Source organism: Thermus islandicus DSM 21543 (assembly GCF_000421625.1).
GTDB lineage: Bacteria > Deinococcota > Deinococci > Deinococcales > Thermaceae > Thermus > Thermus islandicus.
Window position 1 is genome coordinate 188,990 of sequence record NZ_ATXJ01000002.1, and the last position, 26,604, is coordinate 215,593.

A 26,604-nucleotide genomic window follows, 5' to 3' on the forward strand; every position below is an offset into this window, starting at 1 on the left:
TGGGTGGGTGCGCTACCTGAAGGTTTTAAGGCTCTTTCTCCTCACCTCCCTGGCGGTGGAGGTGGAGTACCGCGGGAACTTCCTCCTGGGCCTCCTCTCCTCCCTCCTCACCCTCCTCGGCGCCCTCTTCGGGCTTCACCTCCTCTACCAGGGCGGGTACCGCCCCGGGGGGTGGGCCCTCGAGGAGGCCTTTTTGGTCCTCGCTGCGTTTACCCTGCTCCAGGGCCTGGCGAGCGCCCTCCTCGCCCCCAACCTCAACAAGATTGTGGAGCACGTGCAGCAGGGCACTCTCGACTTCGTCCTTCTAAAGCCCATAGACCCCCAGTTCTGGCTCTCCTTGCGGGTCTTCTCCCCCTGGGGCCTGGGGGACTTCCTCTTGGGCCTCGGCCTCCTCCTCTACGCGGGAGTTCGCCTGGGCCTGGGTGCTGGGGACTACGCCCTCTTCGGCCTCTACTTCCTCCTCGGGGCCCTTATGCTCTACAGCCTCTGGTTCCTCCTCGCCACCACCAGCGTTTGGTTCGTGAAGGTCTACAACGTGACCGAGGTGCTGAGGGGGCTTCTGGAGGCGGGGCGGTTTCCCGTCTCCAGCTACCCCGCCCTTTACCGGGTCTTCTTCACCTTCGTGGTGCCCGTGGCCTTCCTCACCACCGTGCCCGCAGAGGCGGCGCTGAGGAGGGAGGAAACCCCCTTCTATGCCTTCTTCCTCACCCTCTTCCTCCTTTTCTTGGCCCGGGGCTTCTTCCGCCTGGCCTTAAGGAGCTACACCTCGGCGAGCAGCTAAAACTCCCGGAAAGAGAGAGGTGTGGCCTGGACCTTTTGCACGTCAAAGACCCTAACCGTGGGGAAGTTGGGGGGGGCCAGGGCGCTATCCGCGAAGCGGAGGTCGTAATCGTAGGTTTCTATGTATCCCGACTGTAGCCGTCCCGAGTCGTCAACGATGCCGCGAAGTTGATCGGCCGACTGGATAAGGCCTCCGAAGAGGCGGAGCTTACCCTGCTTGCCGCGGCCGCTGTAGTTCTCCACCGCCAAGCCCTTTCCCGAAGCCCCCGAGAGATAGGAGCCCCAGAGGTAGAGGTTGTCTGGCGCCTTTATAGGGCTATCCTCAATGTAGATGTTGTCGTTTTGGGACATCACCCCGAGGACGGTCGGGAGGGTTTGCCCTGCGCCCAGGCTGCATCGGGGCTTGGTGGCCAGGTAGCCGGGGTCGGTCACCTTGGTGGGGTCGCATTCGTAGACCAGGTCCCCCGTGAGGCCGATGGCTCCCACGGCGGTGATGTGGAGCTGGGTCTCCTTGGAGAGGGCTGGAGGGATCTGGGCGGGAGGCGGGTGGTCCGGGCAGTTGTCGGAGCTCCCGGGGTAGTCCACTCCACAAGGAAGGGGACCGGTGCGGGGGGGTCCCTGTAGGCTCTTGATCTGGCCCGTTACATAGATCTGGCCAGTTGGTCCCCCCGTACCCAGGGACGCGGGGCCGTTGGGCGTGCCCGTGTAGGTCCCGACAGGCGCGCCGTTTTTAGTGACGGCGGTAGTGTTGGTCGTGTAGTCCACGGTGATCACCCAGGTGTCGCTTCCCTGTTTAAAGGTATAGATCTGCTGTCCCGTTCCCGTGGCCTGGAGGACCAGCTGGTCTACGTTCCCCTGGACGTAGATGCCGCCGGTAACGTTGGTGCCATCGTTCACCAGGTAGACCCCGTTCTTCACCGGAGGACAGCCCTTTTTAAGACCCAGGGCGGAGCAGATGTCTTTATTGGAGGGGGTGGAGGTGTCCATCGGGTCCAAGCCCAGGGCGGCCCGCTGCTGAGAAAGGGTGGAGGTGGGAAGCTCAATCGGAGGCTGGCCGCGCAGAAAGCCCTTCTGAAAGTCGGGCACCGTGCAGGGGGGGCGGGAGTCGCCCCGCACCCAGACCCGTCTTCCTCCGGTACACCCGTCCCTGCCCAGGCTCCAGTACCAGGCCCCGTCGTCGCTGGTGCTCACCACGTCCCGGAACACGGGCCTTCCCCAGAAGCCCCAATTGTGGTTGGCGTGGACAGGGCCGTTGAAGACCGTGCCCGTGGGGAAGAATCCCGTTTCGCCCCCGGCGTCGTCCACCAGGAAGAGCCACTGGGAGAGGGCGGGCCGCCCCAGTTGTATCTCGAAGTACCCTTTTTCCTCCGTGCGCCGCCTGGCCGGGCCCACCTGCCCGGTGGAGACCACCACGTAGTCGGCCCGGTAGGTTTGGGCTGTGGCCCCCTTGGTGTTCCCGCGGAAGCGGGTGATGGTGAACTGCACGGAGGCCTGCCCTTGGTCCACGGCTCCCGAGGGGAGGGAGCCGTAGCCCGTGTTGAGGAGGCTCTGGATGGCTGAGGCGATACCGGGCCACTGGCTCTCTGGAAGAACCCATTCCGTGGCCGGGTTGGCGGTGAGGTTCATTTTGGGAGCGAGGATCGCCTTGATGTCCCCCCGGGCCACCTCCATGGCGTAGCGCGCGTAGGTGAGCCCGGCCTCGGCCGCAGCCCGCGCCTGGGCTGCTTGCAGGGTGGAGCGGGTCTGCCGCAGATCCCCGAGGGTGCCCATGAAGAGGAGGCTCCCCACGATGGTCATCACGGCGGCCACCACCAAGACCGCGATCAGTGCAACGCCTCTACGGTGCATCGCTCACCTCCTCAGTTCCACGGTTTCCGTCACGGTGAGGGTGTCCGGAGCACCCTTACCGGGAAGGTTTCCGGGGCTCTGACCCGTCAGGGCGACCCGCACGGCCCGCACCAGGGTGCCGATGTACTTGCCACCGCCCGGCGTGGCCGAATACCCCTGAGCGCTGAAGGCGTTGGCGGCGTCCTCGAGGGTGGGGTAAAAGACGAGGCGCGAGGACTGGGCGTTCGGATCCTCCGGCACCCCATACCAGACCTCCAAGCCGGTGATGCCGAAGGCCACAATGCCGGCCCCGCTGGTCCCGGTACCGTCGTAGCCGGTCATCCGGTAGAGCACCTTCCGGCCGGCCTCCAGAGGGTCGTCCCGCACCACGTAGGTGGCCAGGTCCACCTTGAACATGTAGGCGCTGTTCGTCCATTGACCGGAGATCTTATCCCGGTTGTGCTGTATCTTGTCGCGGTTAGGGTTGGGGGGGCCGGAGCAGGCCTGGGCGTAGTTGGCCATGAGCTGGCGCTGGGTGATGCGCAGGAGCTGTACCTGGCCCCCATTGTACAGGAGGGCCAGATCGCCCTCCTGGAAGGTCCGGGCGTCGCAGATTCCTGTTTCCGCCGAGTTTGTGAAGCTGTTTCCCGGTGGCTCGGCCACAGGGGAGGAGTCCCCGGTGAGGTCTACAATGGCCACTTGGGTGTGGTTGCTACAGGGCCGAGTGGCGTCGCAGGGGTTCTGGTGCCAAACGTGCAAGTAGGCACCAGAACGAAGATCCTGGGTGATGTAGTGCAGGGCTGCCCTAAGGTTCTGCTGGGTTTTCAGCCTGAGGTCCTCGTGCCGCTTGTAGTTGAGGGATTGGGTGAAAGCATTAAGAGCTAGGGTGGAGAGCACCCCAAGGATGGCTAGGGCTACCAGGAGCTCCACCAGCGTGAACCCGGCCCTATTGGTATACGAGCGTGCTGAGAGCAAAGCTAGCCTCACCTCCTCCCGTCTTTCTGTAAAACGTGGTCACGGTTACGGTCCAGACCTGGGGAGAAGTGGAGAAGCTCCGGGTCTGGACGGTGAACCGGAACGGACCCCACTCCTGGTTCAGGACTGTGGGGTTGGGGTCGCCTGCGGCCACAAACGTGGGATCGCTGGCATAGTTGTAGCCGTAGGGGTAGCGCTGCGCCGTAGTGAAGGCGTTAAAGTCCAGGCTTTTGGCCCGGAACCGGTCCAGCCAGGTCTCTGCCGCGGCGATAGCCCGGGCCCTGATTCGGTCGTCGCTGTTCATCCGCAAGCTGGAGACCAACGTAGTGGTGAACGCTCCGGCCACCAGGCCTAGGATCAAAAGAGCGATCAACACCTCAACCAAGGTAAGACCGTGGGAGCGCCTCATTTCACCTCCTCACTGGAGTGCCGTCTTTACGGCTCCGGTCATGGAGAGGATAAGCCGGAAGGTCTTGCTGCCGTTGGCGATCCGCACCTCCGGGGCCACCACGCCCCCGCCCGTGCTGGGGAAACCTGGACTGGTGCTCAGGAGGGTGCGGGGATCAAACTCCAACCAGGCCCCAGTAGAGACATTGGCGAAGCTGGTCCCAGAAGGTAGGCTTTGTGCGAGCACCACGGAGTAAGAACCGGCGCCCACCCTTCTCTCCATGACGTAGGTCTGGCTCCCTGTGATGCGGATGCGGCAGTTGTCTCCCCAAGACAGGGCGTTGGTGCGGCAGGTTTGTAGGTCTTGGGTGAAGGTGTTGACGGCGTCTTCCAGGGTCAGCTGGCGGCGAAAGCCAAAGAGGTTGGTCGCAGCAAGGGCCAGGACCACCGCCAATACGCCGATAACGACGAGCAACTCTATAACGGTAAGCCCCCTTTTCCTCAACGCTTACACCCCCTTGACCTGATCTAAGGATAACCCGGGGTTGCCTCCGAGACATCCCCCAAATGGGGGGGTAGAATGGCTTGGCATGGGATCTGTGCTCCTGGTCCTTTTCCTCGCCTACCTCTTCGGCTCCGTGCCCGCCGGGGTGCTGGTGGCTAGGACCTATGGGGTGGACCTGCGCAAGGTGGGCTCGGGGAACATCGGGGCCACCAACGTCCTGAGGGCGCTCGGGTGGGGGCCAGCCCTGGTGGTGGCCTTCTTTGATGTCTTCAAGGGGGGAATCGCCGTGCTTATCGCCCGGGCCTTCGGGCTTTCCGGCTGGATGCTGGGCGGGGTGGCCCTGATGGCGGTCCTGGGACACACCTACTCCCTCTTTCTCGGCTTCAGGGGGGGGAAAGGGGTGGCTACGAGCTTCGGCACCCTCCTTTTCCTGGACCCCTTGCTCGCCCTCTTCACCTTCCCCATCGGGGTGAGCGTGATGCTCCTCACCCGCTACGTCTCGGCGGGGAGCTTGACCGGGGGGGTGGCGAGCTTTGTCCTCGCCCTGGCCCTGGGGAGGCCCCTTTGGGAGGTGGCCACGGTCCTCCTCATGGTCCTCCTCCTCTTCTGGACCCACCGGGAAAACCTAAAGCGCCTCCAGGAGGGGACGGAAAGGCGTTTGGGGGAGCGGGTGGAGGTGCGCTAGACTGGAAGCGTGCGGAAGGAGGAGGTCCTGGCCCTGCTTCGCTGCCGCTGGCCTGAGCTTTGCGCCTTAGGGGTGGAGGGACTTTACCTCTTTGGCTCGGTAGCCCGGGGTGAGGCCACACCCGGGAGCGATGTGGACCTTCTAGTGGTTTTAGCTTCTCCCCCCGGTTTTGAGGGCTACTGGCGGGTAAAGGAGTTTTTGGAATCCGTTCTGGGGAACCCCGTGGACCTGGTGATGAAGGGGGCTTTGAAGCCATGGGCGGCTCCTCAGGTGTTGAGGGAGGCCGTTCGTGTCGCGTAGTTATCGGCTTTTCCTGCGGGACATGTGGGAAGCCTCCAAGAAAATCCTGCGCTACACCCGAGGGTTGGACTTTGGCGGCTTTGTGCAGGCGGAAGGGCTTCGGCAGATCTTGGAGGAAGAGGATGCTTGACCTCTTGGTCATCGCCCCCCACCCCGACGACGGGGAGCTCGGGTGCGGGGGGACCTTGGCCCGGGCCAAGGCGGAGGGGCTTTCCACGGGGATCCTGGACCTCACCCGGGGGGAGATGGGCACCAAGGGCACCCCGGAGGAGCGGGAGAAGGAGGTGGCCGAAGCGAGCCGGATCCTGGGCCTGGACTTTCGGGGAAACCTCGGGCTTCCCGATGGGGGGCTTGCCGACCTCCCTGAGCCGAGGCTCCTTCTGGCGGGGGCCCTGCGGCGGCTCAGGCCCCGGATCGTCCTCGCCCCCCTCGAGGCCGACCGCCACCCCGACCACACCGCAGCGAGCCGCCTCGTGGTGGCCGCGGTCCACTTTTCCGCCCTCAAAAAGGCCCCCCTCGAGGGGGAGCCCCACCGGGTGGAGCGGCTCTTCTTCTACCCTGGCAACCACCCCTTCACCCCGGGCTTCCTGGTGAAGATCTCCGCCTTCATAGACCTGTGGGAGCGGGCGGTATTGGCCTACCGGAGCCAGTTCTCGGGGGAGGCGGCCAGCGAGACCGTGGGGCCCAAGGGGGTGGAAGCCCGCAAGGCCCTGCGCCGCTACTGGGGAAACTACTTGGGGGTGGACTACGCCGAGCCCTTCCTGAGCCCCCTTCCCCTCCTCACCACCCCTTGGGCCCGCCCCTGAGGGCTAGAAGAGGGGCTCCTGGCTGACCGTCCGCACCTGGCGGCGCTCCTTGGGGGGAAGGACCTCCAAGGCCCGCTTGACCTCCTGGATGTCCAGCCAGGTGAGGTGCTTGGGGCTTCCCGGGGCCCGGCTCGGGTTCCTCAGGAGGTAGGCGGGGTGGAACATGGGGAAGACCTTGATCCCGTGCCACTCGTACCACCGGCCCCGGACCTTGGTGATGGAGACCTTCTCCCCCAGGAAGAACTCCGCGGCCACCGCCCCCAGGGGCACGAGGATCTGGGGGGCGACGAGCTCTATCTGCTTGAGAAGCCACTTTTCCGTGCAGATCCTCGCCTCGTCGGGGAGGGGGGCGCGGTTATGGGGAGGGCGGCACTTCACGATGTTGGTGATGTAGACCTCCTCTCTGCGGATTCCTGCGGCCTCGAGGATGCGGTTTAAAAGCTGCCCGGCCTTGCCCACGAAGGGCCGGCCCGTCCGGTCTTCTTCCTCTCCCGGGCCCTCCCCCACGATCATGAGCCGGGCGTCCGGGTCCCCCTCCCCGAAGACCACCTGGGTGCGCCCCTCCTTGAGGCGGCAGGCGGTGCAGGCCTTGGCCTGGGCTTCCAGGAGTTCCAGGGTCATTGCAGGGGCTTTCTTGCCTTGCGGGCCTCCCGCCTGGTCTTGGGGTCCAGGCCGATCATGAGGAAGAAGTTCTCCAGGGCGTTTTCCTGGCCTTTGATCTCGGGGTGCTGGTCCTCCGGGGTGCCGGTCACAAAGGGCAGGGATTTGTAGAGTTCCAGGGCGTACTGGACCACAGCTTCAGGACCCTCCGCCTCCGCCACCTCCGCCAGCCGGGCGTAGACCTCGCGCCGGGCCTCCGCGTGGCGGCGGAAGAACTCCGGGTGGGGCGTTTCCGGCGCCCGGAGGATGTCCTGCTTGGCGATGCGGCGGTAGTGCTTCAAGCCCCGAACGATCTCCTCCGTGGTCAAGGTGATTTTGAACTCCATCCCCGCTCCTTTCCGGCCTTAGGGCCCTACCTTTGGCAGATTATAAGCCTCCTCATGGGCCGGTGCGTATACTCAGAGGGATGGAGGTTTTAGGCCAGTATTGGCTGCGGCGCATTCTCACCCGTGTTGGAACCATTACCGTGTATGAGGGGCAGGATACCCGCACCGGAATGCCGGTGATGGTGCTGAAGGGGGCCCAAGGGGAACCGGTGGCCATGGAGGGGGTGTTGCCCCTGGTGGAGAGGAGCCCCGAGGCCTGGGTCTTGGAGTGGCCTCTGGGGGCCATGCCCCTGAGCCACTACCGGGGGGCGGCCGACCCGGGCCGGCTGGTCCACTGGGTGGAGGCCTTGGCCCGCCTGCTCCTGGCCCTGCGGAAGAGAGGAGTGGAGTTTTCCCCTCCGGCAGAGCTCTGCCTGGTGAAGGGGAGGGGGATCTGGCTGGCCGGGGCGGGGCTGGAGGCCCTCAAGGGAAGCCCGGAGCAGGCCGTGGCCTCCCTGGCCCGGGGCCTGGCCGCCGACTGGAAGGCCTTTCCCCTGAGGGAGGCCCTCGAGGCCCTGGAGAGGGGGGAGCGGCGCCTGGAGGACCTCTTCCCGGAACCCCCCCCCGAGCCTCAGGGGGAGGCCCCTCCGGGGGAACCGGAGCCGGAACCCCCCGGTCCCTCCCCGGCGCGGCGGCGCCTCCTGGTGGAGCCCGTGGCCGAGCCTCCCCCGGAGCCTCCCCCGGCTCCGGAGCCGGAGAAGGCCCCAAGCCGGCCCCGGGTGATCCGCATTGAGGAGCGGGAGGAGCCTCCCTTTCCCGTAGTGGAGCCGCCGAGGCCCAAGAGGAGGCTTTTCCTGGCCCTGTTCCTCCTCCTCGGCCTGGCGGGCCTTTCGGCCCTTTTCCTCCGTCCCCGGCCGGCCTCTGGGGAGGGCTACGCCATGGAGTTCCGCACCGAGCCCCCCACGGAAAGGGCGGAGGTGGTGCTCCTCGAGGTGCCCCAGGGCTCCCGGATGGTCCCCGGAAGGGTCCTTCTCGTGGCCCCGGGCCGGGCGGAGTTTGACCAGAAGGGGGTCTACCGCCTGCGCATCCGGGTGCCGGGGCGGGACCCTGTGGACTACCTCCTCGAGGTGCCGGGCCCTCCCCTCACCATCAAGGTACGCTAGGGGCATGACCGAAAGGCCCACCACCTACCTCTACCGCTACTTCTTTGCCGGGGAGCCCATAGGGGAGGGCAGGCTGGAGGTCCGCCCCCACGAAGGGGGGGCGAAGGCGGTGCTCCAGGCGGAGGTGAGCCTGCCCCTCAAGACCCGCCAGCGCTGGCAGACGGAGACGGACCGAGAGGGGTTTTCCCGCTACTTTGCCGAACGGGTGGAGGGGCGGGAGGTGAGGGTCTTCACCGTGGAGCGCCTCGAGGAGGAGGGGGTGGTCCTGGTGACCCAGGGGAAGGAGAGCCTGGCCCTGCCCTACCTTGCTCCCTACCACGACCCCCTTTCCCTCCTCCTCTTTCTTCCCAGGCTCCCCCTGGAACCCGGGGAGGTGGCCCGCTTCCCCATGCCGGGGGGAAGGGCCTACGTGGAGCGGCTTTCCGACCTCGAGGTGGAGGGCAGGGTGCGCCGGCACCTCCGCCTCCGCCCCGGCCTCTCCCTGGTGGAGCTAGAGGAGGGGGTTCCCGTGAGGATCGCCCAGCAGGTGGGGGACCACGTGTTTGAGGCGGTCCTGGAGGGCGTGGAGGTGGAGCCCAAAAGGCGCCGCCGCTGGGTATAGTGAGGGCATGATCTACCGCCCGGAGGAGGTACGGCCGCGCTTCGCCCGCCGGGGCCTTTCCTTTGACCCCAAGGTGGAGGAGATCGTCCGGGGGATCCTCGCCGCGGTGCGGGAGGAAGGGGACAGGGCCCTGGACCGCTTCAGCCTGGATCTGGACGGCCACCCGGTGGAGGAGATCCCCAAGAGGGCTTGGCGCCAGGCCTATGAGGACCTGGACGAAGGGCTGCGCGACGCCTTGGAGACGGCCAGGGAGCGCATTGAGGCCTTCTACCGTGAGGAGGCCCGGGGAGGGTTCCTCCGGGCGGACGAAAGCGGGGTCCTGGGCCAGCTGGTGCGCCCCCTGGCCCGGGTGGGGGTCTACGTGCCCGGGGGGAGCGCCCCCTTGCTTTCCAGCCTCCTCATGACCGTGGTCCCCGCTAAGGTGGCGGGGGTGGAGGAGGTGGTGGTGGCAAGCCCCCCCAGGGTGCACCCCGGGATCCTGGCGGCCGCCTGGGTGGCCGGGGCAGACCGCCTCTTCGCCATGGGGGGGGCCCAGGCCATCGCCGCCCTGGCCTACGGCACCGAGCGGGTACCCCGGGTGGACAAGATCGTGGGCCCGGGCAACGCCTATGTGGTGGCGGCCAAGCGGCAAGTGTTCGGCGTGGTGGGCCTGGACGGCCTGGCGGGGCCCACGGAAACCCTCATCATCGCCGACGGCTCCGCCTCCCCCCGGCTTCTTGCCGCCGACCTCCTGGCCCAGGCGGAGCACGGGCCCGACTCCGAGCCCTGGCTCCTTTCCCCGGACCTGCCCCTTTTGGAGAGGGTGGAGGCGGAGCTTTCCCAAAAGATCCAGGACCTGCCCCGGGCCGAGGTGGCCAGGAAGGCCCTGGAAAGGGGAGGGCTCGTCCTCACCCGGGACCTCGAGGAGGCCTTTGCCCTCGCCAACCTCTACGCCCCGGAGCACCTCTGCCTGGCCCTCGCCGACCCCCTGCCCTGGCTCGGCCGGGTGCAAAACGCCGGAGGGGTCTTCCTGGGGGAGGGAAGCCCCGAGGCCCTGGGGGACTACATCGCCGGGCCCAGCCACGTGATGCCCACCTCGGGGACGGCCCGCTTCCAGGGGGGCTTGGCGGTGCGGGACTTCCTCAAGGTGATTCCCGTGCTGGGGCTTTCGGAAGGGGCCGTGCGGACCTTGGCCGAAAAGGGGGCCCTCCTGGCCCGGGCGGAGGGCCTCGAGGGCCACGCCCGCTCCTTGGACCTCAGGCGATGAGGCTCTTCCACGAGCTTTTAGGCCCTCTGGAGCTTCCCGACCGCTTTTCCCGCCTCGTCTCCCTGGCCCCCAACCTCACCGACGCCCTCTTCGCCCTGGGGCTTGGGGACCGCCTGGTGGGCCGGAGCGCCTTCTGCCACCGCCCGGCCCAGGTCCTCGCCCTCCCCGTGGTGGCCTCCTACACCAAGACCCGCCTGGAGCTTCTGAGGAGCTTAAAGCCCGACCTCGTGCTCCTCTCCACAGGGGTCCAGCGGGAGCAGGCCCTTAGGCTTAAGGAGGAGGGCTTTCCCGTCTACGCCGTCCCCCTGCCCACGAGCCCCTACGGGATCCTGGAGAACCTCTCCACCCTTGGCCACCTTTTGGACCTGGAGGAAAGGGCCACCGCCCTGGCCCACGAGCTCGCGGGCCGCTACGCCTCCCTGAAGGGGCGCTTCGCCCTCAGGGTCTACTTTGAGATGGACCTGGGTGGGCCCATCACCGTGGGCCGGGGGAGCTACATCGCCCAGGCCCTTTTGCACATGGGCCTTAAGCCCCTCTTCCTGGACGTGCCCCAGGCCTACTTCGCGCCGGACCTGGAGGAGGTGAGGCGGAGAGCCCCGGACCTCTTCCTCTACGAGCCCAAGCCCTGGGGGAAGAACCCCCTGGAGAAGGCCAGGGCCCTGGCCAGGGAAAGGGGCTGGGACTTCCCCGTGGCCGCCACGGACGGGGACGAGCTCGCCCACTACGGGCCCATGTTTTTCGGCTTCCTGGAGAAGCTTGCCGCCCGCCTGGAGGAAACCTTAGGGCAGGCTTAAGGCGGGCCAGGTGCCCCCAGGGGTATAGTGGGGGGCATGAAGCGGCTCGCTTTGCCCGCCCTCCTTTTGGGCGCGGCCCTCCTCCTCACCGCCTGCCCCCAGACCCCGCCGCCGCCCCCTCCCTCCGCCTCCTGCGCCCCGACCCCCCAGGGCCTCACCCTGCAGGCTCTTCCGCCCGAGCCCCAGGGCCTGGGCGATTTCTCGGCTCCCCACGTGCCGGGAGAGCTCCTGGTCCTCCCCGGCGGGATCACCCCCCAGGCCCTCGCCGGCCGCGTGGAGGGGGTGGAGCTTCTGGGGAGCCTTCCTGGAGGCTTCCTCCGCGTCCGGGTTTCCCCGGGCGAGGAGGCGGCGAAGGCGGCGGCCCTCCTCCGGGCCGGGGCCCGGTGGGTGCAGCCCAACTACCTCTACCGCCCCCTTTTCACCCCCAACGACCCCTTGTATCCTGCGAGCCCACTGGACGCCTCGAGGCTCCAGCCCTACTACCAGGCCATCCGCCTGGAGGCGGCCTGGGACCTCCTGGGCTCCCCCCGCTGCACCCCGGTGGTGGCCGTCCTGGACACCGCCTTCAACCCGAACCACCCCGACCTCCAGCCTAGCCTCCTCCCGGGGCGGAACCTCACCCCGGACGGCCTAGCCCCCGAGGACCTGAGCCCGTCCCCGCCCCCCCAAGGGTACGCCTATACGGATGGCGAGGCCGACCACGGCCAGGGGGTGGCGGGGCTGGTGGCGGCCGTGGCCGACAACAACCGGGGGATCCCCGGGGCGGGCCTGAACCGGGTGAAGGTCCTTCCCCTCAAGGTCTTCTACTGGGTTGGGGGAGAATACATCTCCTCTTCGGCCGTCCTCGCGGCCGCCCTGCGCTACGCTGCCGACCAGGGGGCCGCCGTGGCCAACCTCAGCCTGGGGACCTCCACGCCCCTGGACGGGGTGGTGCAGCAGGCCCTGGGCTACGCCCTCTCCAAGGGCACCCTTCCCGTGGCCTCTTCGGGAAACGCGGGCACCGATGGCCTCTTTTACCCGGCGGCCTACCCGGGGGTGTTGGCCGTGGGCTCCGCCCGGCTGGACGGAACCCGTTCCGACTTCTCCAACTACTCCACCCAGCCTGCGGACCTGGTGCTGGCGGCGGCGGGGAACAAGAACCCGCTTCAGACCCTCTGGTCCTTGGCCCTCGGCCAGAACTACCCCTATTACCAGACCCTCGGCGCCTACGCTAAGTGGGTCGGCACCTCCTTCGCCGCGCCCCAGGCCAGCGCCCTGGCCGCGCTCTACGTGGCCGAGCACTACGCCCGCTACGGCCGAGGGCCGAGCCCCGACCAGATCCGCCTCTGCCTGACCCAGACCGCCTCCAACGGGGGCAGCTACGACCCCCAGACCGGCTACGGCCTCCTTCGGGCCGACCGGGTGATGACGGACACCACCTACTGCTTCCCCTAATCCACTTCACCCTCGAGGCGGTAGACTAGGCCCTTGTGCGGCGTCTTTTCCTCGGCCTCTTCCTCTTCTTCATTGCGGCCCTAGGCCTTTGGGCCTACCCCCTCCTGGGCCCCGCGGTGCGCCAGGGAGCCCTCCCCTCCCGGGAGGGCTTGAGGGCGCCCCTCACCCTTCTGGTCTACGGCTCCAGTCCCGAGTACTCGGGCTACCACCGGAGGGCCCCCGAGCGCTTCCGGGGCCTTGCGGACACCATCCTCCTGGTCCGGCTGGACCCCCAGGCGAACCGGGTGGTGGTCCTCTCCATTCCCCGGGACACCTGGGTGCACCTTCCCGGGTACGGCTGGCACAAGGTGAACGCCGCAAGCCCCTTGGGGGGCCCCGAGCTCATGAAGGAGGCCGTGGCCCAGATCACGGGGGTGCGCCCCGAGCGCTACGTGGTGGTGAGCCTCGAGGCCCTGAGGGCCCTGGTGGACGCCCTGGGGGGGGTTAGGGTCTGCGTGGAGCGGCCCATGCGCTACCGGGACACGGCGGCGGGGCTTTCCATTGACCTGGAGCCGGGCTGCCGGGTGCTCAAGGGAGAGGAGGCCGAAGGGTACCTGCGCTTCCGCAAGGACGCCCTGGGGGACATCGGGCGCATCCAGCGGCAGCAGGCCTTTTTCCACGCCCTAAAGGAGCAGCTCCTGACCCCCTCCGGCCTCCTCCGCCTGCCCCGGGCGGTGGCCGCGGTGGAGCCCTACGTGGAGACCGACCTCACCCGGGAGGAGCGGGGGGCCCTTCTGGGCTTCGCCATGAAGCGGCCCGGGCTGGTGAGCCTCCTCCTCCCCGGTCGGTTCGGGGGTGGCTGGGAGGTGGACCGGGACGCCCTGCGCGCCCTTCTGGCCACCTACTTCGGGGAAGAGGCCCCGAAGGAGGAGGCGGCTTTGGGGGGACGGGTGGTGGCCCTGGTCTACGGGCCGGGGCAGGAGGCCCTGGTGGAGAAGGCCCAGGCCCGGCTCGCCGCCCTGGGGCTGAAGACCCTCCGCCATCCCGTGGACCTCGCGCCCACCCGCACCGAGGTCCTGGAGAACGGCCCCGGCCTCCTGGCCCAGGCCCTGGGGAAGGCCCTTGGGGTGCCCTACCGGGTCTCCGGGGAGGCGGTCTTGGGGGCGGACCTCACCTTGAGGCTTGGCGAGGATTTCCCCCTTTAGTAGCATGGGAAGCGCCCGCCGGGGTGGCGGAACGGTAGACGCTGCGGACTTAAAATCCGCTGGGGGGTAGCCCCCGTACGGGTTCGAGTCCCGTCCCCGGCACCAGCGGGGCCCTGGCGAGACCGGGGCCCTGGCCTTTTCCTTGCTATGCTTGAGGGCGTGGGCGCGATCACCCGCTACCTGGAACGGGCCATGGCCCAGGCCCGCTACGACCTCTTGGGTCCAGGCCGCTTTGTGGCCGAGCTGCCCGGGGTAGGGCTTAGGGTAGAGGCCCCGCACCTCGAGGCCGCCCGGGAAGCGCTCCGGGAGGCCCTGGAGGCCTGGCTCGTGGACGCCCTGCGCTCCGGGATCCTTCCCCCGGGGCTGGAGGTTCAGGGGGACCCCCGCCGGGCCCGCTTCCTCGCCCTGGCGGGGGAGATGTGGCGGCTTCTGGAGGAGGAGCCTTCCCCCAAGCCCCTTCCGGAGGCCCCAAGGCCCAAGGGGGCCTTCACCCTGGAGGAGTGGCTCAAGGAGCGGGGCATCCAGGTGGTGCGCAAGCCCGAGCCCGAGGACGAGGAAAAGGAGAAGGTCCTCACCCGCCTGGCCCTCTTCCTGGGGGACCGCTACCCGAGCCTGGAAAAGCTCTACGAGCGCCTCAAGCAAAGCCTCTCCACCAAGCGCCAGTTTGAGCTTTCCCTTGCCGAGGCCACCCAGGAGGAGATCGCCAACTCCACCCAGTTCTGCACCCTTCTCAAGCAGTACGCCTTCCTCACGAGCTACCACTACAAGAGCGAGGAGCGCCGCATCCGGGCCAAGGCCAGCACCGAGGGGTTCGTGCAGAACTTCCTCACCGGGGGATGGCTGGAGCGGTACGTAGCCGAGCGCCTCAGGAAGTACCTCCGCTCCAAAAACCTGCCCCACGAGGTGGCCGTGGGCTACCAGGTGGCCCTTCCCGGTGGGGAGGCCATGGAGCTGGACGTTCTGGCGCGGGTGGGGGACCGGGTCTACTGGTTTGAGGCGAAGACCGGGGAGTTCCAGGCCCACATCGCCAAGTACGCCGGGCTCAAGAAGGTCTTAGGCCTTTCCCAAAAGGAGAGCTTTCTCGTCCTCCTGGGCATGGACCGGACCCGGGCCAAGGAGCTTTCCGCCCTCCACGGGCTCACCGTGGTCAGCCAGGCGGGCTTCCTCGAGGCCTTTCAGGAGGCGCTGGAGGGGAATGGTCCGTAAGGTCCTCCTGGTCATGGGGGGGACCCTGGCCTCGAGGGTCTTGGGCCTCGTGCGCCAGGCGGTCTTCAACGCCCTTTACCCGGACGCCCTCAAGGACGCCTTCAACGTGGCCTACCGGGTGCCGAACCTCCTCCGGGAACTCCTCGCCGAGGGGGCGGTGCAGAACGCCCTCATCCCGCTCCTCAAGAGCCTTCCCCCCGAGGAGGCCAGGGCCTTCGCCCGCCGCTTCGCCGCCTTTCTCCTGGGGGTGAACCTCCTCGTCCTGGGCCTGGGCTACCTCTTCGCCCCCCTCGTGGCGGGGCTTTTGGTGGCGGAAGGGAGCCACCTAAGGGAGCCCGAGGCCTTCGCCCAGGTGGTCTACCTCACCCGTCTCCTCCTCCCCTTCCTCCTCGGCCTCTCCATGGCCGCCCTCTTCTCCGCCCTCACCCAGGCCGAGGAACGCTTCCTGCCCTACGCCCTGGGCCCCATCGCCTTCAACCTGGTGGCCATCGGCCTCATGGTCCTTTTCCCGGGAAATCCCACGGCCCTGGGCCTCTCCGTGGCCCTGGGGGGGCTTCTCCAGGCTTTGGTCCAGCTCCCCTTCCTCCGGGGCTTCCGCCTGGAGTGGCGCTGGCACCAGGCTTTTCTCCCCGCTCTCCTTCGCATGGGGCCCTTCGCCTTCACCACCTCCCTCAGGCAGTTTTTAAACCTGGTCCTCACCAACATCCTTACCCGCTACCCCCCGGCGGCGGTCACGGGCTTCTACAACGCCGAGGTGGTGTTCCAGATGGTCCTGGGCCTCTTCGCCACCAGCCCCGCCATCGCCCTCTTTCCCCGTATGAGCACCCTGAAGGGGGAAGACCTAGGGCGCTTTCTCCGGGGCCCCTTTGAGCGCCTGAGCCTGGTGCTTTCCCTCCTGGGGGGGCTGGTTTCCGGCCTCGCGCCCTTTTTGGTGGTCCTCCTCTTCGGCCTCTTCGGCCCCCTCACCCCGGAGAACCGGGCCTACAGCGCGGAGGTGCTGGCCGCCCTGGGGCTCGCCGTACTTCCCTGGGGGGTGAACACCCTCTTTCTAAGGGGCCTCTACGCCCTGGGGAAGGTGCGGGAAGCGGTGATGGCCAGCGCCCTGGTCTTTCTCCTGAACACCCTGGGCTACTGGCTCTTAAAGGACGCGGGCCTCTTCCTCCTCAACCTGTCCACCGCCCTTGCGGGCTACCTGGGGCTTTTCCTCTACCTGGCGCGCCTTCGGCGGGAAGGGGTTCCGGTGGCCTACGCCCCCCCCTACCTGACCCGGGTCTTCCTTGCGGGGCTTTTGGCCGCCTTCCCGGGGCTTTTGCTGGGGCAGTTTTGGGAAGGGCGGACCCCTAGGGAAGCCCTGCTGCCTCTCGGCCTCGGAGCCTTGGGGGGGGTTGGCCTCTTCCTCCTGGCGGGCTTTCTCCTGGGGCTTCCCCTCAGGGCCCTCGCCAGAGCTCTTTCAGCCGGAAGTAGAGGGGCTTGAGCCGCAAGGAGAAGGCGGGGGCCTCCCAGGGGGTCCAGGCGAAGCGGAGGGGCTTTCCCCCTTCCAGGAGGAGGTTTACGCCCTCTATGGGGATGGGTTCGGGAGCGTACCAGGCGGTGGGGCGGCTCGGGTCGGCGATAAGGAGCAGGCCCCAGGGAAGGCGCACCTCCAGAAGCCCTTCGGGCCCCAGGGCGTAGTCCGCGGTGGGGTCGCGGGCGCCCAAGGGGTCCTCCCCCCGCCTCAGCGCCCCCAGCTCGTAGGTCTTGCGGGGGTAGTCGGTGCCGTCCCGGCCCGTGCGGCGACGGTTGGGCTCCAGGACGAAGGGGACGAAGGGGCCTCCGCCGGGCTTGGTGAACCCCCGGAAGTGGAGGAACTCGGTTCCCGGAAGGCCGTGGGAGAGCTCCCGGTAGGGGTAGTAGTCCTTTTCCACAAGAAGCCTTCCCCCTTCGGGGCCCACCTCGAGGGCGAACTCGGCCCCGAAGCCCTCGGCCACTTGGACCCCTCCCGGCACCGTGTCCAGGTAAAGCTTTAGAGGCAGGGGACCCCGGTAGAGGAGCCAGAGGTACTCGGGATCGGCGTGGGCCTTGAGAAAGCGGCCCTCCTCCCGGAGGAGGAAGGGCACCTTCTCCCACTCCCCGGGGTTGCCGTCTAGGCGGAAAGCCCCCTTGGCGGTGGCGGCGAGAAGCCCGTAGTTCTCCTCGGCGTCCAGGAGGTTGTGCCAGAGGGGGTCCCGCTCCGGGGGGTATTCCAGGTCCATGAAGAGCCAGTTCTTCTTGAACCACTCGTCCAGGAAGGCGAAGACCAAGACCCCGGCCAAACCAGCCGCCTCCACCTCTTGGACGAGCCTTGCGTCCATGAAGGCCTGGGCTTCCTCGGAGTGGCCCCCGTGGTGGAAGCCCTGGGCCTGAAAATGGGCGAGACCTCGGCTGCTTGGGACCCCGGTCTCCCCGATGAGGATGGGTTGATCCCCGTGGTGGCCCTTCAGATCCCGGAGATAGCCGAAGTAGTTGGAGGGGCCGAAGGGCCCCACGGCCTTGCGGTAGGTGGGGTCAAGGTTCATGAAGTCGGGGTAGTAGGGGTAGGCGTGGTAGTTGGCAAAGGTGGTGAAGGGGCTTCCCGGGCGGGGCCGGATCTTAGCCATGTCCAGGCTCACCTGGTCGTTGTTGTACTCCTTGACCGCTTCCTCAGGGACCCGCTCGCCCCTTGCCCTTCTCAGGGCCTTTTCCTCTTCCCGGGTGCTTTCTGTGGGGTGGTGGAGGGGGTCCAGGGTGGGCCAGTTGGACACGGAAAGGGGTCTGGCGGTGCCGTAGGCCTCCCATTCGTACTGGGCCAGGCGGTCCAGGACCTCGGCGAGATAAGCCTCAAAGGGGCTCGCCCCGGGGAGGGCCTCTACAAAGCAGCCCCGGTAGGCCCGCCCCGGGTGGCGCTCGTTGTAGGCGGCCACGGAGTAGGGCTCAAACTCCCGCCCCACCAGGAGGCCCAAAGTCCAAGGGGAGACGTCGGCGGTGTAGTCCCCGTGGGCGTGGCCGGGCTTAGGCGGGCGGCGGAGGTTGCCGTGGAGGGCGTCCAGGACCTCCCGCCCTTCCAGGAGGAACTTTTCCAGGAAGGCGCCCTCCCAGTCCCTGTAGCCCTCCTCCTCGGGGAGTTCCGTCCAGACGCCCTGGAAGAGGTAGAGGGGCCTCTCGGGGTGGGTCAGGTTGTGGAGGAGGAGGGCCCGGTAGAAGGCGGGAGGCAGGAGGGTGTAGACCCGGACGGCGTTGGCCCCCATGCTTCCTAAAAGCTCCAGCCAGGCCCGGTAAAGCCATAGGGCCTCGGGGAACTCCGCGGGGAAGCGCCCTGGGAGGGCCACCCCTAGGTTCACCCCCCGCACCCTTAGGGGCTTTCCCCCCACAAAAAAGGCCCCCTTTTCCGCCCGGAAGGGGGGCGGGGCCTTGCGGGCCTTGGGGGCGGGTGGGGAAGGGGGAGGGAGGGTGCGGAGGATAGGTTCGGCGTCCCTGTAGCCTTGCCGGAGCGCCTCCTCCAGGGCGCTTCTTGCCCCCTCGAGGTCCCCTTTAGCCCTGAGCGCGAGGCCAAAGCCAAAGAGGGCCTCCGCCCCGCCCCGAAGCGTCCCCACCAGGCGGGAGAAGGCGTAGAGGGCCTCCTCTGCCCTTCCCAGGCGCAGGTGGGCGAAGCCCGAAAGGAGGAGAGCCTCTTCCGGGGGGTCGTAGCCCGAAAGGAGGGGCTTGAGGCGGGCCAGGGCCCCTTCCATCTCCCCCCGGGCGTAAAGGGCGCGGGCCTCCTCCAGGGGGGAGGCCAGGGCGAGGCTCCCCAAGAGGAGGAGAGCCAGGACCCTCACCCTTGGGCGGCCTCCTGGATGGCCCGGACGGCCTCGGGGTTCTCCAGGGCGGAGAGGTCCCCGGGGTCCTGGCCCAGGAAGGCGGCCCGGATCACCCGGCGCATCACCTTGGCGTTCCGGGTCTTGGGCAGGTCGGGGACGAAGAGCACCCGCTCGGGGCGGAGGGGCCTTCCCAGGGCCTCCGCCACCTTCTCTGCCACCTCCTCGGCGAGGGCTGGGGAAGGGGTGTGGCCCGGCTGGAGCACGGCGAAGAGGACGATGGCCTCCCCCTTCACCGGGTGGGGCACCCCGATGGCTGCGCACTCCCTTAAGGCGGGGTGGCGGGTGGCGGCGGTCTCCACCTCGGCGGGACCCACCCTTTTCCCCGCCACCTTCAAGGTGTCGTCGGAGCGCCCCAGGATGAAGAAGTGACCCTCCTCGTCCAGGAGGGCCAGGTCCCCGTGGACCCAAACCCCGGGCACCTTATGGAAGTAGGTTTCCAGGTAGCGGGCTTCGTCCTGCCAGAAGCCCCGGGTCATCCCGGGCCAGGGGGCGAGGACGGCGAGCTCCCCCACCCGCCCCACCACGGGCCTTCCCTCCTCGTCCAAGACGGCGGCCTTCATGCCGGGAACGGCGGTGTTAAAGCCCATGGGCTTGATGGGTTTGAGCAGGACGTTTCCCAGAATCCCTCCGGCCACCTCGGTACCGCCGGAGTAGTTGACGATGGGAAGGCGCTCCTTCCCCACGGTGCGGAAGAACCAGAGGTAGGCCTCGAGGTTCCAGGGCTCCCCCGTGGAGCCGAGGACCCTTAAGGAGGAAAGGTCGTGGGCCCCTACGGGTGCCTCGCCATGGGGGATGAGGGCCCGCACCAGGGTGGGGGAGAGGCCCAGGTGGGTGATCCGGTGGGCCGAGGCCATTCGCCAAAGGCGGTCTGGGCCCGGGTAGTCGGGCGCCCCGTCGTAGAGGAAGACGGTGCCTCCCAGGAGGAGCCCCCCCAGGATGGCCCAGGGCCCCATCATCCAGCCCAGGTCAGTGAACCAGAAGAGGCGCTCCCCCTCCCTAAGGTCAAAGAGGAGGGCCATGTCCAAGGCGGCCTTCAGGGGGAAGCCCGCATGGTAGTGCACCGTCCCCTTGGGGCGTCCCGTGGTGCCGGAGGTGTAGATGAGCATGAAGGGGTCCATGCTCTCCATCTCCTCCGGGGAGGAGGCCTCGCCCGAAAGGTCCTGGTAGTCCGCCTCCCCCGCCTCGAGGGGAAGCCCCAGGCGGCGTACCACCAGGAGGCGTTCCGTGCCCGAAAGCCCCAGGGCCTTCCGGGCCTCAAAGAGGAGGGCTACGGGCCTCCCCCGCCTCAGGAAGCCGTCCTGGACGATGAGGAGCCTGGCCTTGGCGTCCTTTAGCCGGACGCTCGCCGCTTCGGCGGCGTAGCCGGAGAAGATGGGGATGGCGATGCCCCCCACCCAGGCGGTGGCCAGGAGGAGAACGGCGGCCTCGAGGCCCATGGGTAGCCAAAGCCCCACCCGGTCCCCCCGTCCCACCCCCATGGCCTTGAGCCCCGCCGCCACCCGGGCCACCTCCCGGTAGAGCTCCCCGTAGCTGAGGCTTCGCGTCTGGCCGTCCTCGGTTTCGTGGATGAGGGCGGGCCGGTCGGGGTCGTGGCGCAGGCAGGCCTCCACCAGGTTGAGCCTCCCCTCCGGGAAGAACCGCGGGAAGGGAAAGTCCCCCTCCACCACCCGGGCGTAGGGTTTACGCCAGGGCAGGCCCAGATGGGTGAAGAACTGGTGGTAGAAGTCCTCGGCCTCCTCTACGCTGTAGCGGTAGAAGGCCTCGTAGTCCTCAAAGCCCAGGGCCTCCATGAAGCGGAAAAGCCGGCCCGTTTGGGCCTCCTCGGGGGAAGGGTACCAGATGGGTTCCATAGGGCTTCCTCCCTACCTCCACAAGCGGAAGCGCCTCTTGGGCTGGGGCCTCTCCGGGGTGGCCTCCGGGGCCTGGCGCAACCCCTCCAAAAAGGCCTTCACCCCCAGGCGCTCCTCGGGGTTCTTGGCCAGAAGCCGCCTCAGGGCCTTGTCCAGGCTTAGAGGCAGGCCCGTGGGGGGCGGGGGCAGGAAGAGGTGGGCGTTTCGGATCTCCTCCAGGGTTTCGCCCCGGAAGGGACGCCTCCCCGTGAGGAGCTCGTAGGCCATTACCCCAAAGGCGTAGGCCTCGCTCTTTTCACTGGGCAGGCCTCCTAGGAAGAGCTCAGGGGCCAGGTAGTGGGGGCTTCCCGCATACTCGGGGGTGCGGTCTAAAAGGGGTCTCAGGGTGCCCAGGTCCCCTAGTTTATAGACCCCGTCCTCCACGAACACGTTAGAGGGCTTGATGTCTTGGTGGAGAAACCCCTTCTCGTGGAGGTAGAGCAGGGCTTCGCCTACGTGCAGGAGGGCTTTCACCGCCTCCTCCCGGGGCAGGGGGCGCTGCAGGAGGTGGGCCTCGAGGGTCCCCTGGGGGAAGTACTCCAGGGCGAGAAAGGCTTCCTCCCCAAAGGGCACGCCGGCCAGGCCCCGCACTAGGTAGGGGTGCCTGAGGGAGAGGGCAAGGGAGACCTCGCGGGCGAAGCGCTCCTGCCGTTTCGGGTCCTGGCGCACCTCCTTGCGCGGGAGCTTGAGGGCCACCTTTTCCCCCGTGGGGGCCTCGGCCAGGTACACCTGGGCGGACTGCCCCAGGCCGAGGAGCATCAAGAGCCGGAAGTCCTTGCGCCTCAGGCTAGTCAAGGACCAGCACCCCTCCTGGCTTCAGGGCGTGCCCCTCCACGCCCCGCTCCTTGGCCCTCCGGGCGAAGGCCTCCCCGTCTTGCTGAATGGGGGGGAAGGTGTTGTAGTGGATGGGCACCACCCTTTTGGGCCTCAGGAGGTCCAGGGCCTTCAGGGCATCCTCGGGGCCCATGGTGAAGTGGTCGCCGATGGGGAGGAGGGCCAGGTCTAGCTGGAGCTCGCCGATAAGGCGCATGTCGGAGAAGAGGGCGGTGTCCCCCGCGTGGTAGATGCGCTTGCCCCCAAGTTCCACCACCACCCCCATGGGCATCCCCCCGTAAGTGCCGTCGGGGAAGCTAGAGGAGTGCCAGGCAGGCACCCACTTGAGCCAGCCCCCCGCAAAGCGGTAGGTGCCGCCCAGGTTCATGGGGAGGCTCTTCGCCCCGTGCTTCTCCGCGTAGGTGGCGATCTCAAAGGTGGAGACCACCGTCCCGCCCTTCTTGGAGAGGGCCACGCTGTCGCCAAAGTGGTCCCCGTGGGCGTGGGTGACCAGGATGAGGTCGGCCTGCACCTCGGCCAAAGAGGCCGCCGCCATAGGGTTCCCCGTGAGGAAAGGGTCTATGACGATACGGGTCTTCCCGTCCGTGAGGAGGACCGCCGAGTGGCCCAGATACCGCACCTCCACCATACGCCACCTCCTTTGCCGCCACTATACCCCGACGCCCCTTTGTTGGGAAAGGGTCTTTTCCAGGGCGTGGAAGAAGACGGCCTGGAGTAGGCGGAAAAAGGCCCTTTCTCCCCAGCTCTTCCCTTCGGGGAGGGCCAGGGCCACCTCCAGCTTGAGGAGAAGCCCCTCCCTTTGGGGCTGGACCTCTCCTCCCACCTCCAGGCAGGGAGGGGGAAGGGGGAGGGGGCGTAGCCTGAGCCCCTCGAGGCGGCTTTGGAAGGCGAGGCGGATCTCCCCTAAGACGGGGTTTTCCTGCCGCAGGACACCCTTGAGCACCCCCCCGTCCCAGGAGAGCTCCAGCGGGAGCCCCTCCGGGCCTGCCCCACCCGGGCCGAGGAGGAGCTGGAACCCGGCGCTCATCCTTCCACCCACTCCACCCGCACCTTTCCCTCCCGGGCGAGTCGGGCCGCCTCCTGGTCGGGAAGGTTCAGGAGGCGGGGGAGCTCCCGAAAGCGGGGCGTGGCCGAGGCCAGGCCCACCCGCACCACCAGGACCTCCTCTTCCTCCGCCCGGCCCATGCGCCAGACCAGGTGCTGGCCTAGGGCTTCCAAAAGGTCCTTCTCCACATCCCTCAGTGTACCCGGACCAGGGGAGGCGAAGGGGGCCTGGCCCTCAGAGGACCTCCAGCAGGGCGAACTTGAGGTAGTGCGTCTCGGGGTGGTTGAGCAGGACCGGGTGGTCCGGGGGCTGGCCCCGCTTCTCCAGAACCCTGAGCACCCGGTGGGCGTCCATGGCCGCCTCCTTGAGCATCTCGTAGAAGAGGGGCTCGGTCAGGTGGTGGCTGCAGCTCGCCGTGGCCAGGGTCCCTCCCTCCTTCAGGAGCTTGATGGCCCGCAGGTTGATCTCCTTGTAGGCCCGGTAGGCCCTTTCCAGGTCCTTCTTGCCCTTGGCGAAGGCCGGGGGGTCCAGGACCACGAGGTCAAAGCGCTCCCCCGCCTTTTCTAGGTCCCGCAGGAGGTCAAAGGCGTTGGCCTCGAGGGTCCTTAAGCGGAGGCCGTTCAGCCTGGCGTTTTCCTCCGCCCGGGCCAGGGCCTCTTGGGAGCTATCCACGGCCAGCACCTCCTGGAACCCAAGGGCCAGGTGCAGGGCGAAGCCCCCTGCGTAGCTGAAGACGTCCAGGGCCCGCTCGCCCCGGAACCGCTCCATCAGGATGCGGTTCTCCCGCTGGTCCAAAAACGCCCCCGTCTTCTGCCCCCCCCTCAGGTCCACCAGGTAGCGCACCTGGCCCTCCCGCACCGTCACCCGTTCGGGGACCTCGCCCCGCAACGGGCGCACGTAGAGGGGGAGGCCCTCCAGGGTGCGGGCCTTGGCGTCGTTTTTGGCCAGGACGCTTTGGACGTAGGGCCCAAGGAGCTCCGCCACCCGCGGGAGCAGGGGTTCCCAGGCGTAGGCGGTGGCCTGGACCACGGCGTGGCCCGCATAGTAGTCCACCACCAGGCCGGGGAGGAGGTCCCCCTCGGCGTGGGCGAGGCGCCAACCCCCCTCGGGCTCCTTGGCCAGGGCCTCCTCCCGCCGCGCCAGGGCCTGCCTCAGGTTGGCGAGGAGGGCCTCTTCCGGGTCCTCCCTCCAGGCCTTGCCAAAGCGAAAGGCCCGTACCGCGAGGTCCGTATGGGGGTTGTAAAGGGCCAGGGCCAGGAAGCGCTTCCCCCAGTAGACGGGAAAGAGCCCGGGCGCCTCCGGACCGGAGACCACGTCCCTTCGGAAGACCCAAAGATGGCGGGCTAAGAGCCTCTCGGCGCCGCGCTCGTTGACGAGAATCCGCACCGCCTAAGTATACTTAGGCGGGGTTGGTTGACGCTTGCCCCCATGGCCGGTATCATGGCCGGCGGGCGCGATTTGCGCATCTTTTCACATAGGGAGGGGCGATGGGAGGCCTGGGACTCATACGGACCCTAGCGGAGAAGGAGAGGGAGCTCCTTGCCCGCCTCGAGGCCGCCAAAAAGGAGGCCGAGGAGCTGGTGAAGCGGGCGGAGGCCGAGGCCAGGGCCCTTTTGGAGGAGGCGGAGGCCAAGGCCAGGGCCCTGGAGGCCGAGTACCGGGAGAGGGAGCAGAAGGAGACGGAGGCCCTCCTGGCCCGCTACCGGGCCCGGGCGGAGGCCGAGGCCGAGGCGGTGAGGGAAAGGGCCCGGGCTCGGCTGGAGGAGGCGGCGGCTTTGGTCTTGAAGGAGGTCCTCCCGTGATCGCCCCCATGGAGAAGCTGGTCCTGGCCGGGCCCAGGGGCCGGGCCAAGGGGCTTCTCCAGAGCCTCCAGCAGGCGGGGGTGGTGCATCTGGAGACCCTGCGGGTGGAGGCGCTCTCCGAGTACCGCCTCTCCCCCGAGGAGCGGGAGGAACTCAGGCGCTGGGAGGCCGTGGCCGCGGGGGCGGAGCATACCCTTGCCCTCCTGGGGCGGGAGCCCGAGCCCGGAAGGCCTTTTCCGGAGGGGCTGGAGGCGGCCGAGGGGGCCTTGGCCCCCATCCAGAGGCAGGCGGAGGGCCTCGCCCGGGAACGGCAGGAGCTGGAGGAGGAGCTTGCCCTGGCCCAGACCTACCTTGAGCCCCTGGAGAAGCTCGCGGCCATGGCCCATGGCCTGGACAAAAGCCCCTTTTTCCGCGTCCTGCCCTTCCTCCTCACGGAGAAGGAGCTTCCCCTGGTGGAGGAGGCCTTGAAAAAGGCCCTGGAGGACCGCTTTCTCCTGGCCGCAGAGCCCTACGCCAAGGGGCTCGCCGCCTTGCTGGTGGTCCACCGCCGGGACCAGGAGGCGGCCAAGGCGGCCCTCTCCCGCGCAGGCATGGCCGAGCTCCGCCTGAGCGGGCCCTACGCCGATCTCCCCCTTTCCGAGGCGGCGAGGCGGCTTAAGGCGCGGTCCGAGGCCATGCCCAGGGAGCTTTCCGAGGTGCGGCAAGCCCTCTTCAAGCTGGCCCTCGAGGCCGCCTCCACCCTGCAGAGCCTCTGGACCCGGGCCAAGGACGAGGTGGCCCGTTTGAAGGCGCTGGAGGAGCTGGCCTCGGGCCGCTTTGGCTTTGCCCTCTTGGGCTACGTGCCCGTGAAGGCCAAGCCCAGGGTGGAGGAGGCCCTCGCCCGGCACAAGGACGAGGTGGTCTACGCCTTTGAGCCTGTGGACGAGCACCACGAAAGGGACCGGGTGCCCGTTACCCTGGATAACCCCCCTTGGGTCAAGCCTTTTGAGCTTTTGGTGAGTTTCCTCAACACCCCCAAGTACGGCTCCTTTGACCCCACCCCTGTGGTCCCCATCTTCTTCCCCTTTTGGTTCGGCATGATCGTGGGGGACATCGGCTACGCCCTCCTCTTCCTCCTGGTGGGGCGGTGGCTTTCCGGCTACGCCAGGCGGAACGAACCCCTGAAGGTTGACCTTTTTGCCCTCAAGCTCAAGCCCCCGGTCCTCCGCCACCTGGTCTACATCTTGAACTGGATGGTCTTCTGGACCGCCCTTTGGGGGGTGATCTACGGGGAGTTCTTCGGCACCTTTCTGGAGCGCCTCGGGGTCTTCGGCACCCCCGAGCACCCCGGCCTCATCCCCATCCTCATTCCCAGGATAGACACGGCCAGGACCGCCAACCTCCTCATCCTTCTCTCCGTGGCCTTCGGCGTGGTCATGGTCTTCTACGGGCTCCTCCTCAGGGCCTTCCTCGGCCTGAAGCACCGGCACATGGCCCACTTCTGGGAGGGGGTAGGGTACCTAGGGGGGCTTGTGGGCCTCCTGGCCCTGGCCGCCTCCTACCTGGGCAACCTCCAGGCGGTCTGGCTGCAGGTCCTCATGTACCTGGGGTTCGGCGCCTTCCTGCTCTCGGTCCTCATGAGCCGCATCTGGCTCATGGTCCCGGAGATCTTCACCCAGGCGGGGCATATCCTCTCCCACATCCGTATCTACGCCGTGGGGGCGGCGGGCGGGATCCTGGCGGGCCTTCTCACGGACGTGGGCTTCGCCTTGGCGGAGCGGCTGGGCCTTCTGGGCGTGCTCCTGGGCCTTGCGGTGGCGGGGGCCCTGCACCTTCTCATCCTCCTCCTCACCACCCTGGGGCACATGCTCCAGCCCATCCGTCTCCTCTGGGTGGAGTTCTTCACCAAGTTCGGGTTTTATGAGGAGAACGGCAGGCCTTACCGGCCGTTCAAAAGCGTCCGCGAGACGCAGTAGGGAGGGATAGAGATGAAGAAGCTTTTGGTGTTCTTGTTGGTGGCGGTGTTCGGCGCGCTGGCTTTTGCGGCGGAGGGGCAGGCGGCCTCCGGCGGCCTGGACCGGGGGCTTATTGCCGTGGGCATGGGGCTTGCGGTGGGCTTAGCCGCCCTCGGCACGGGCGTGGCCCAGGCCCGGATTGGAGCGGCGGGCGTGGGGGCCATCGCTGAGGACCGGGGCAACTTCGGTACCGCCCTGATCTTCCTCCTCCTGCCCGAAACCCTGGTGATCTTCGGCCTCCTCATCGCCTTCATCCTGAACGGCAAGCTCTGAGCCGTTTCTCGGGCCAGGCCCCCCTCGAGGTCGGGCTTGGCCCTTTCCCAAGGAGGGG

Annotated in this window: 29 protein-coding genes and 1 tRNA gene; 17 read left to right on the forward strand and 13 right to left on the reverse strand. The window is 68.0% G+C overall.

The window, feature by feature from the left end; genetic code table 11:
* Positions 1-7 precede the first annotated feature (7 nt).
* The gene (locus tag H531_RS0103460) at positions 8-781 is read left to right on the forward strand and encodes an ABC transporter permease (RefSeq protein ID WP_028490621.1); all 774 of its coding nucleotides are present in this window, start codon (positions 8-10) and stop codon (positions 779-781) included.
* Here the strand turns inward: H531_RS0103460 and H531_RS0103465 are convergent.
* From H531_RS0103465 to H531_RS0103480, 4 genes are read right to left on the reverse strand one after another with little or no spacing between them, the layout of a single operon-like run.
* On the reverse strand, positions 778-2,628 hold the full coding sequence (locus tag H531_RS0103465) for a DUF4900 domain-containing protein (protein WP_022797970.1): 1,851 nt from the start codon (positions 2,626-2,628) through the stop codon (positions 778-780). The genes H531_RS0103460 and H531_RS0103465 overlap by 4 nt on opposite strands.
* Positions 2,629-2,631: 3 nt before the next feature.
* Positions 2,632-3,594, reverse strand: coding sequence for a PilW family protein (locus tag H531_RS0103470; protein ID WP_281167129.1), 963 nt, complete (start codon positions 3,592-3,594; stop codon positions 2,632-2,634).
* Complete coding sequence (locus H531_RS0103475; RefSeq protein WP_022797972.1) at positions 3,554-3,991, reverse strand: type IV pilus modification PilV family protein; 438 nt, start codon at positions 3,989-3,991, stop codon at positions 3,554-3,556. Before H531_RS0103475 ends, H531_RS0103470 begins: the two co-directional genes overlap by 41 nt.
* A gap of 9 nt (positions 3,992-4,000) precedes the next feature.
* The gene (locus H531_RS0103480; protein WP_022797973.1) at positions 4,001-4,474 is read right to left on the reverse strand and encodes a pilus assembly FimT family protein; all 474 of its coding nucleotides are present in this window, start codon (positions 4,472-4,474) and stop codon (positions 4,001-4,003) included.
* A gap of 85 nt (positions 4,475-4,559) precedes the next feature.
* Between H531_RS0103480 and plsY the strand changes: the two genes are divergently transcribed.
* The 4 genes from plsY to bshB1 are packed head-to-tail and all read left to right on the forward strand — an operon-like array spanning position 4,560 to position 6,265.
* Positions 4,560-5,159: a glycerol-3-phosphate 1-O-acyltransferase PlsY gene (gene plsY, locus H531_RS0103485; RefSeq protein WP_022797974.1), complete on the forward strand. Its 600-nt coding sequence runs from the start codon at positions 4,560-4,562 to the stop codon at positions 5,157-5,159.
* Positions 5,160-5,168: 9 nt separating this feature from the next.
* Entirely contained in the window at positions 5,169-5,459 is a 291-nt protein-coding gene (locus tag H531_RS0103490) for a nucleotidyltransferase family protein (RefSeq protein WP_022797975.1), read from the forward strand.
* On the forward strand, positions 5,449-5,589 hold the full coding sequence (locus H531_RS14440) for a ribonuclease HepT family protein (RefSeq protein WP_169562197.1): 141 nt from the start codon (positions 5,449-5,451) through the stop codon (positions 5,587-5,589). The genes H531_RS0103490 and H531_RS14440 overlap by 11 nt, the downstream gene beginning before the upstream one ends.
* A complete protein-coding gene (bshB1, locus tag H531_RS0103500) occupies positions 5,582-6,265 on the forward strand; it encodes a bacillithiol biosynthesis deacetylase BshB1 (protein WP_022797977.1) in 684 nt (227 codons plus the stop codon). Before H531_RS14440 ends, bshB1 begins: the two co-directional genes overlap by 8 nt.
* A gap of 3 nt (positions 6,266-6,268) precedes the next feature.
* On the opposite strand, the gene H531_RS0103505 is transcribed toward bshB1, so the two are convergent.
* Positions 6,269-6,886, reverse strand: a complete 618-nt coding sequence (locus H531_RS0103505; RefSeq protein ID WP_022797978.1) for a uracil-DNA glycosylase — start codon at positions 6,884-6,886, stop codon at positions 6,269-6,271.
* Positions 6,883-7,251: a hypothetical protein gene (locus H531_RS0103510; RefSeq protein ID WP_022797979.1), complete on the reverse strand. Its 369-nt coding sequence runs from the start codon at positions 7,249-7,251 to the stop codon at positions 6,883-6,885. The genes H531_RS0103505 and H531_RS0103510 overlap by 4 nt, the downstream gene beginning before the upstream one ends.
* Positions 7,252-7,331: 80 nt before the next feature.
* On the opposite strand from H531_RS0103510, the gene H531_RS0103515 reads away from it, so the two are divergent.
* The 9 genes from H531_RS0103515 to murJ all read left to right on the forward strand — a co-directional run bounded on the left by H531_RS0103515 (position 7,332) and on the right by murJ (position 16,332).
* Positions 7,332-8,393: a hypothetical protein gene (locus H531_RS0103515; protein ID WP_022797980.1), complete on the forward strand. Its 1,062-nt coding sequence runs from the start codon at positions 7,332-7,334 to the stop codon at positions 8,391-8,393.
* A 4-nt stretch (positions 8,394-8,397) separates the two neighbouring features.
* Positions 8,398-8,994: a hypothetical protein gene (locus H531_RS0103520; RefSeq protein ID WP_022797981.1), complete on the forward strand. Its 597-nt coding sequence runs from the start codon at positions 8,398-8,400 to the stop codon at positions 8,992-8,994.
* A 7-nt stretch (positions 8,995-9,001) separates the two neighbouring features.
* Entirely contained in the window at positions 9,002-10,240 is a 1,239-nt protein-coding gene (hisD, locus tag H531_RS0103525; RefSeq protein ID WP_022797982.1) for a histidinol dehydrogenase, read from the forward strand.
* On the forward strand, positions 10,237-11,034 hold the full coding sequence (locus tag H531_RS0103530) for an ABC transporter substrate-binding protein (RefSeq protein WP_022797983.1): 798 nt from the start codon (positions 10,237-10,239) through the stop codon (positions 11,032-11,034). Before hisD ends, H531_RS0103530 begins: the two co-directional genes overlap by 4 nt.
* Before the next feature lie 36 nt (positions 11,035-11,070).
* Complete coding sequence (locus H531_RS0103535; protein WP_022797984.1) at positions 11,071-12,468, forward strand: S8 family serine peptidase; 1,398 nt, start codon at positions 11,071-11,073, stop codon at positions 12,466-12,468.
* A gap of 35 nt (positions 12,469-12,503) precedes the next feature.
* Positions 12,504-13,652, forward strand: a complete 1,149-nt coding sequence (locus H531_RS0103540) for an LCP family protein (RefSeq protein ID WP_022797985.1) — start codon at positions 12,504-12,506, stop codon at positions 13,650-13,652.
* 17 nt (positions 13,653-13,669) lie between these two features.
* Positions 13,670-13,757: transfer RNA gene (locus H531_RS0103545), tRNA-Leu, on the forward strand.
* Positions 13,758-13,799: 42 nt separating this feature from the next.
* Positions 13,800-14,858, forward strand: coding sequence for a hypothetical protein (locus H531_RS0103550; RefSeq protein WP_033399255.1), 1,059 nt, complete (start codon positions 13,800-13,802; stop codon positions 14,856-14,858).
* Positions 14,848-16,332: a murein biosynthesis integral membrane protein MurJ gene (murJ, locus tag H531_RS0103555; protein ID WP_022797986.1), complete on the forward strand. Its 1,485-nt coding sequence runs from the start codon at positions 14,848-14,850 to the stop codon at positions 16,330-16,332. Before H531_RS0103550 ends, murJ begins: the two co-directional genes overlap by 11 nt.
* Here the strand turns inward: murJ and H531_RS0103560 are convergent.
* Genes H531_RS0103560 through H531_RS0103590 form a run of 7 tightly spaced genes read right to left on the reverse strand, consistent with a single transcriptional unit; the run spans position 16,286 to position 23,863 of the window.
* The gene (locus tag H531_RS0103560; RefSeq protein WP_022797987.1) at positions 16,286-18,667 is read right to left on the reverse strand and encodes a tetratricopeptide repeat protein; all 2,382 of its coding nucleotides are present in this window, start codon (positions 18,665-18,667) and stop codon (positions 16,286-16,288) included. The two genes, murJ and H531_RS0103560, sit on opposite strands and share 47 nt — an antisense overlap.
* Positions 18,664-20,559 (reverse strand): AMP-binding protein, encoded by a 1,896-nt coding sequence (locus H531_RS0103565; RefSeq protein ID WP_022797988.1) that lies wholly within the window; start codon positions 20,557-20,559, stop codon positions 18,664-18,666. The genes H531_RS0103560 and H531_RS0103565 overlap by 4 nt, the downstream gene beginning before the upstream one ends.
* Positions 20,560-20,571: 12 nt before the next feature.
* Positions 20,572-21,393 (reverse strand): serine/threonine-protein kinase, encoded by an 822-nt coding sequence (locus H531_RS0103570; RefSeq protein WP_028490624.1) that lies wholly within the window; start codon positions 21,391-21,393, stop codon positions 20,572-20,574.
* Positions 21,386-22,060: a metal-dependent hydrolase gene (locus tag H531_RS0103575; protein ID WP_022797990.1), complete on the reverse strand. Its 675-nt coding sequence runs from the start codon at positions 22,058-22,060 to the stop codon at positions 21,386-21,388. The genes H531_RS0103570 and H531_RS0103575 overlap by 8 nt, the downstream gene beginning before the upstream one ends.
* A gap of 21 nt (positions 22,061-22,081) precedes the next feature.
* A complete protein-coding gene (locus tag H531_RS0103580; protein WP_022797991.1) occupies positions 22,082-22,459 on the reverse strand; it encodes a DUF3809 family protein in 378 nt (125 codons plus the stop codon).
* Positions 22,456-22,665, reverse strand: coding sequence for a DUF3248 domain-containing protein (locus tag H531_RS0103585; protein WP_022797992.1), 210 nt, complete (start codon positions 22,663-22,665; stop codon positions 22,456-22,458). Before H531_RS0103585 ends, H531_RS0103580 begins: the two co-directional genes overlap by 4 nt.
* Positions 22,666-22,711: 46 nt before the next feature.
* Positions 22,712-23,863, reverse strand: a complete 1,152-nt coding sequence (locus H531_RS0103590) for a 23S rRNA (cytosine(1962)-C(5))-methyltransferase (protein WP_022797993.1) — start codon at positions 23,861-23,863, stop codon at positions 22,712-22,714.
* A gap of 101 nt (positions 23,864-23,964) precedes the next feature.
* On the opposite strand from H531_RS0103590, the gene H531_RS0103595 reads away from it, so the two are divergent.
* From H531_RS0103595 to H531_RS0103605, 3 genes are read left to right on the forward strand one after another with little or no spacing between them, the layout of a single operon-like run.
* Positions 23,965-24,279, forward strand: coding sequence for a V-type ATPase subunit subunit G family protein (locus tag H531_RS0103595; protein WP_022797994.1), 315 nt, complete (start codon positions 23,965-23,967; stop codon positions 24,277-24,279).
* Complete coding sequence (locus H531_RS0103600; protein ID WP_022797995.1) at positions 24,276-26,234, forward strand: V-type ATPase 116kDa subunit family protein; 1,959 nt, start codon at positions 24,276-24,278, stop codon at positions 26,232-26,234. Before H531_RS0103595 ends, H531_RS0103600 begins: the two co-directional genes overlap by 4 nt.
* A gap of 12 nt (positions 26,235-26,246) precedes the next feature.
* Entirely contained in the window at positions 26,247-26,546 is a 300-nt protein-coding gene (locus H531_RS0103605; RefSeq protein ID WP_022797996.1) for an ATP synthase subunit C-like protein, read from the forward strand.
* Positions 26,547-26,604 lie beyond the last annotated feature (58 nt).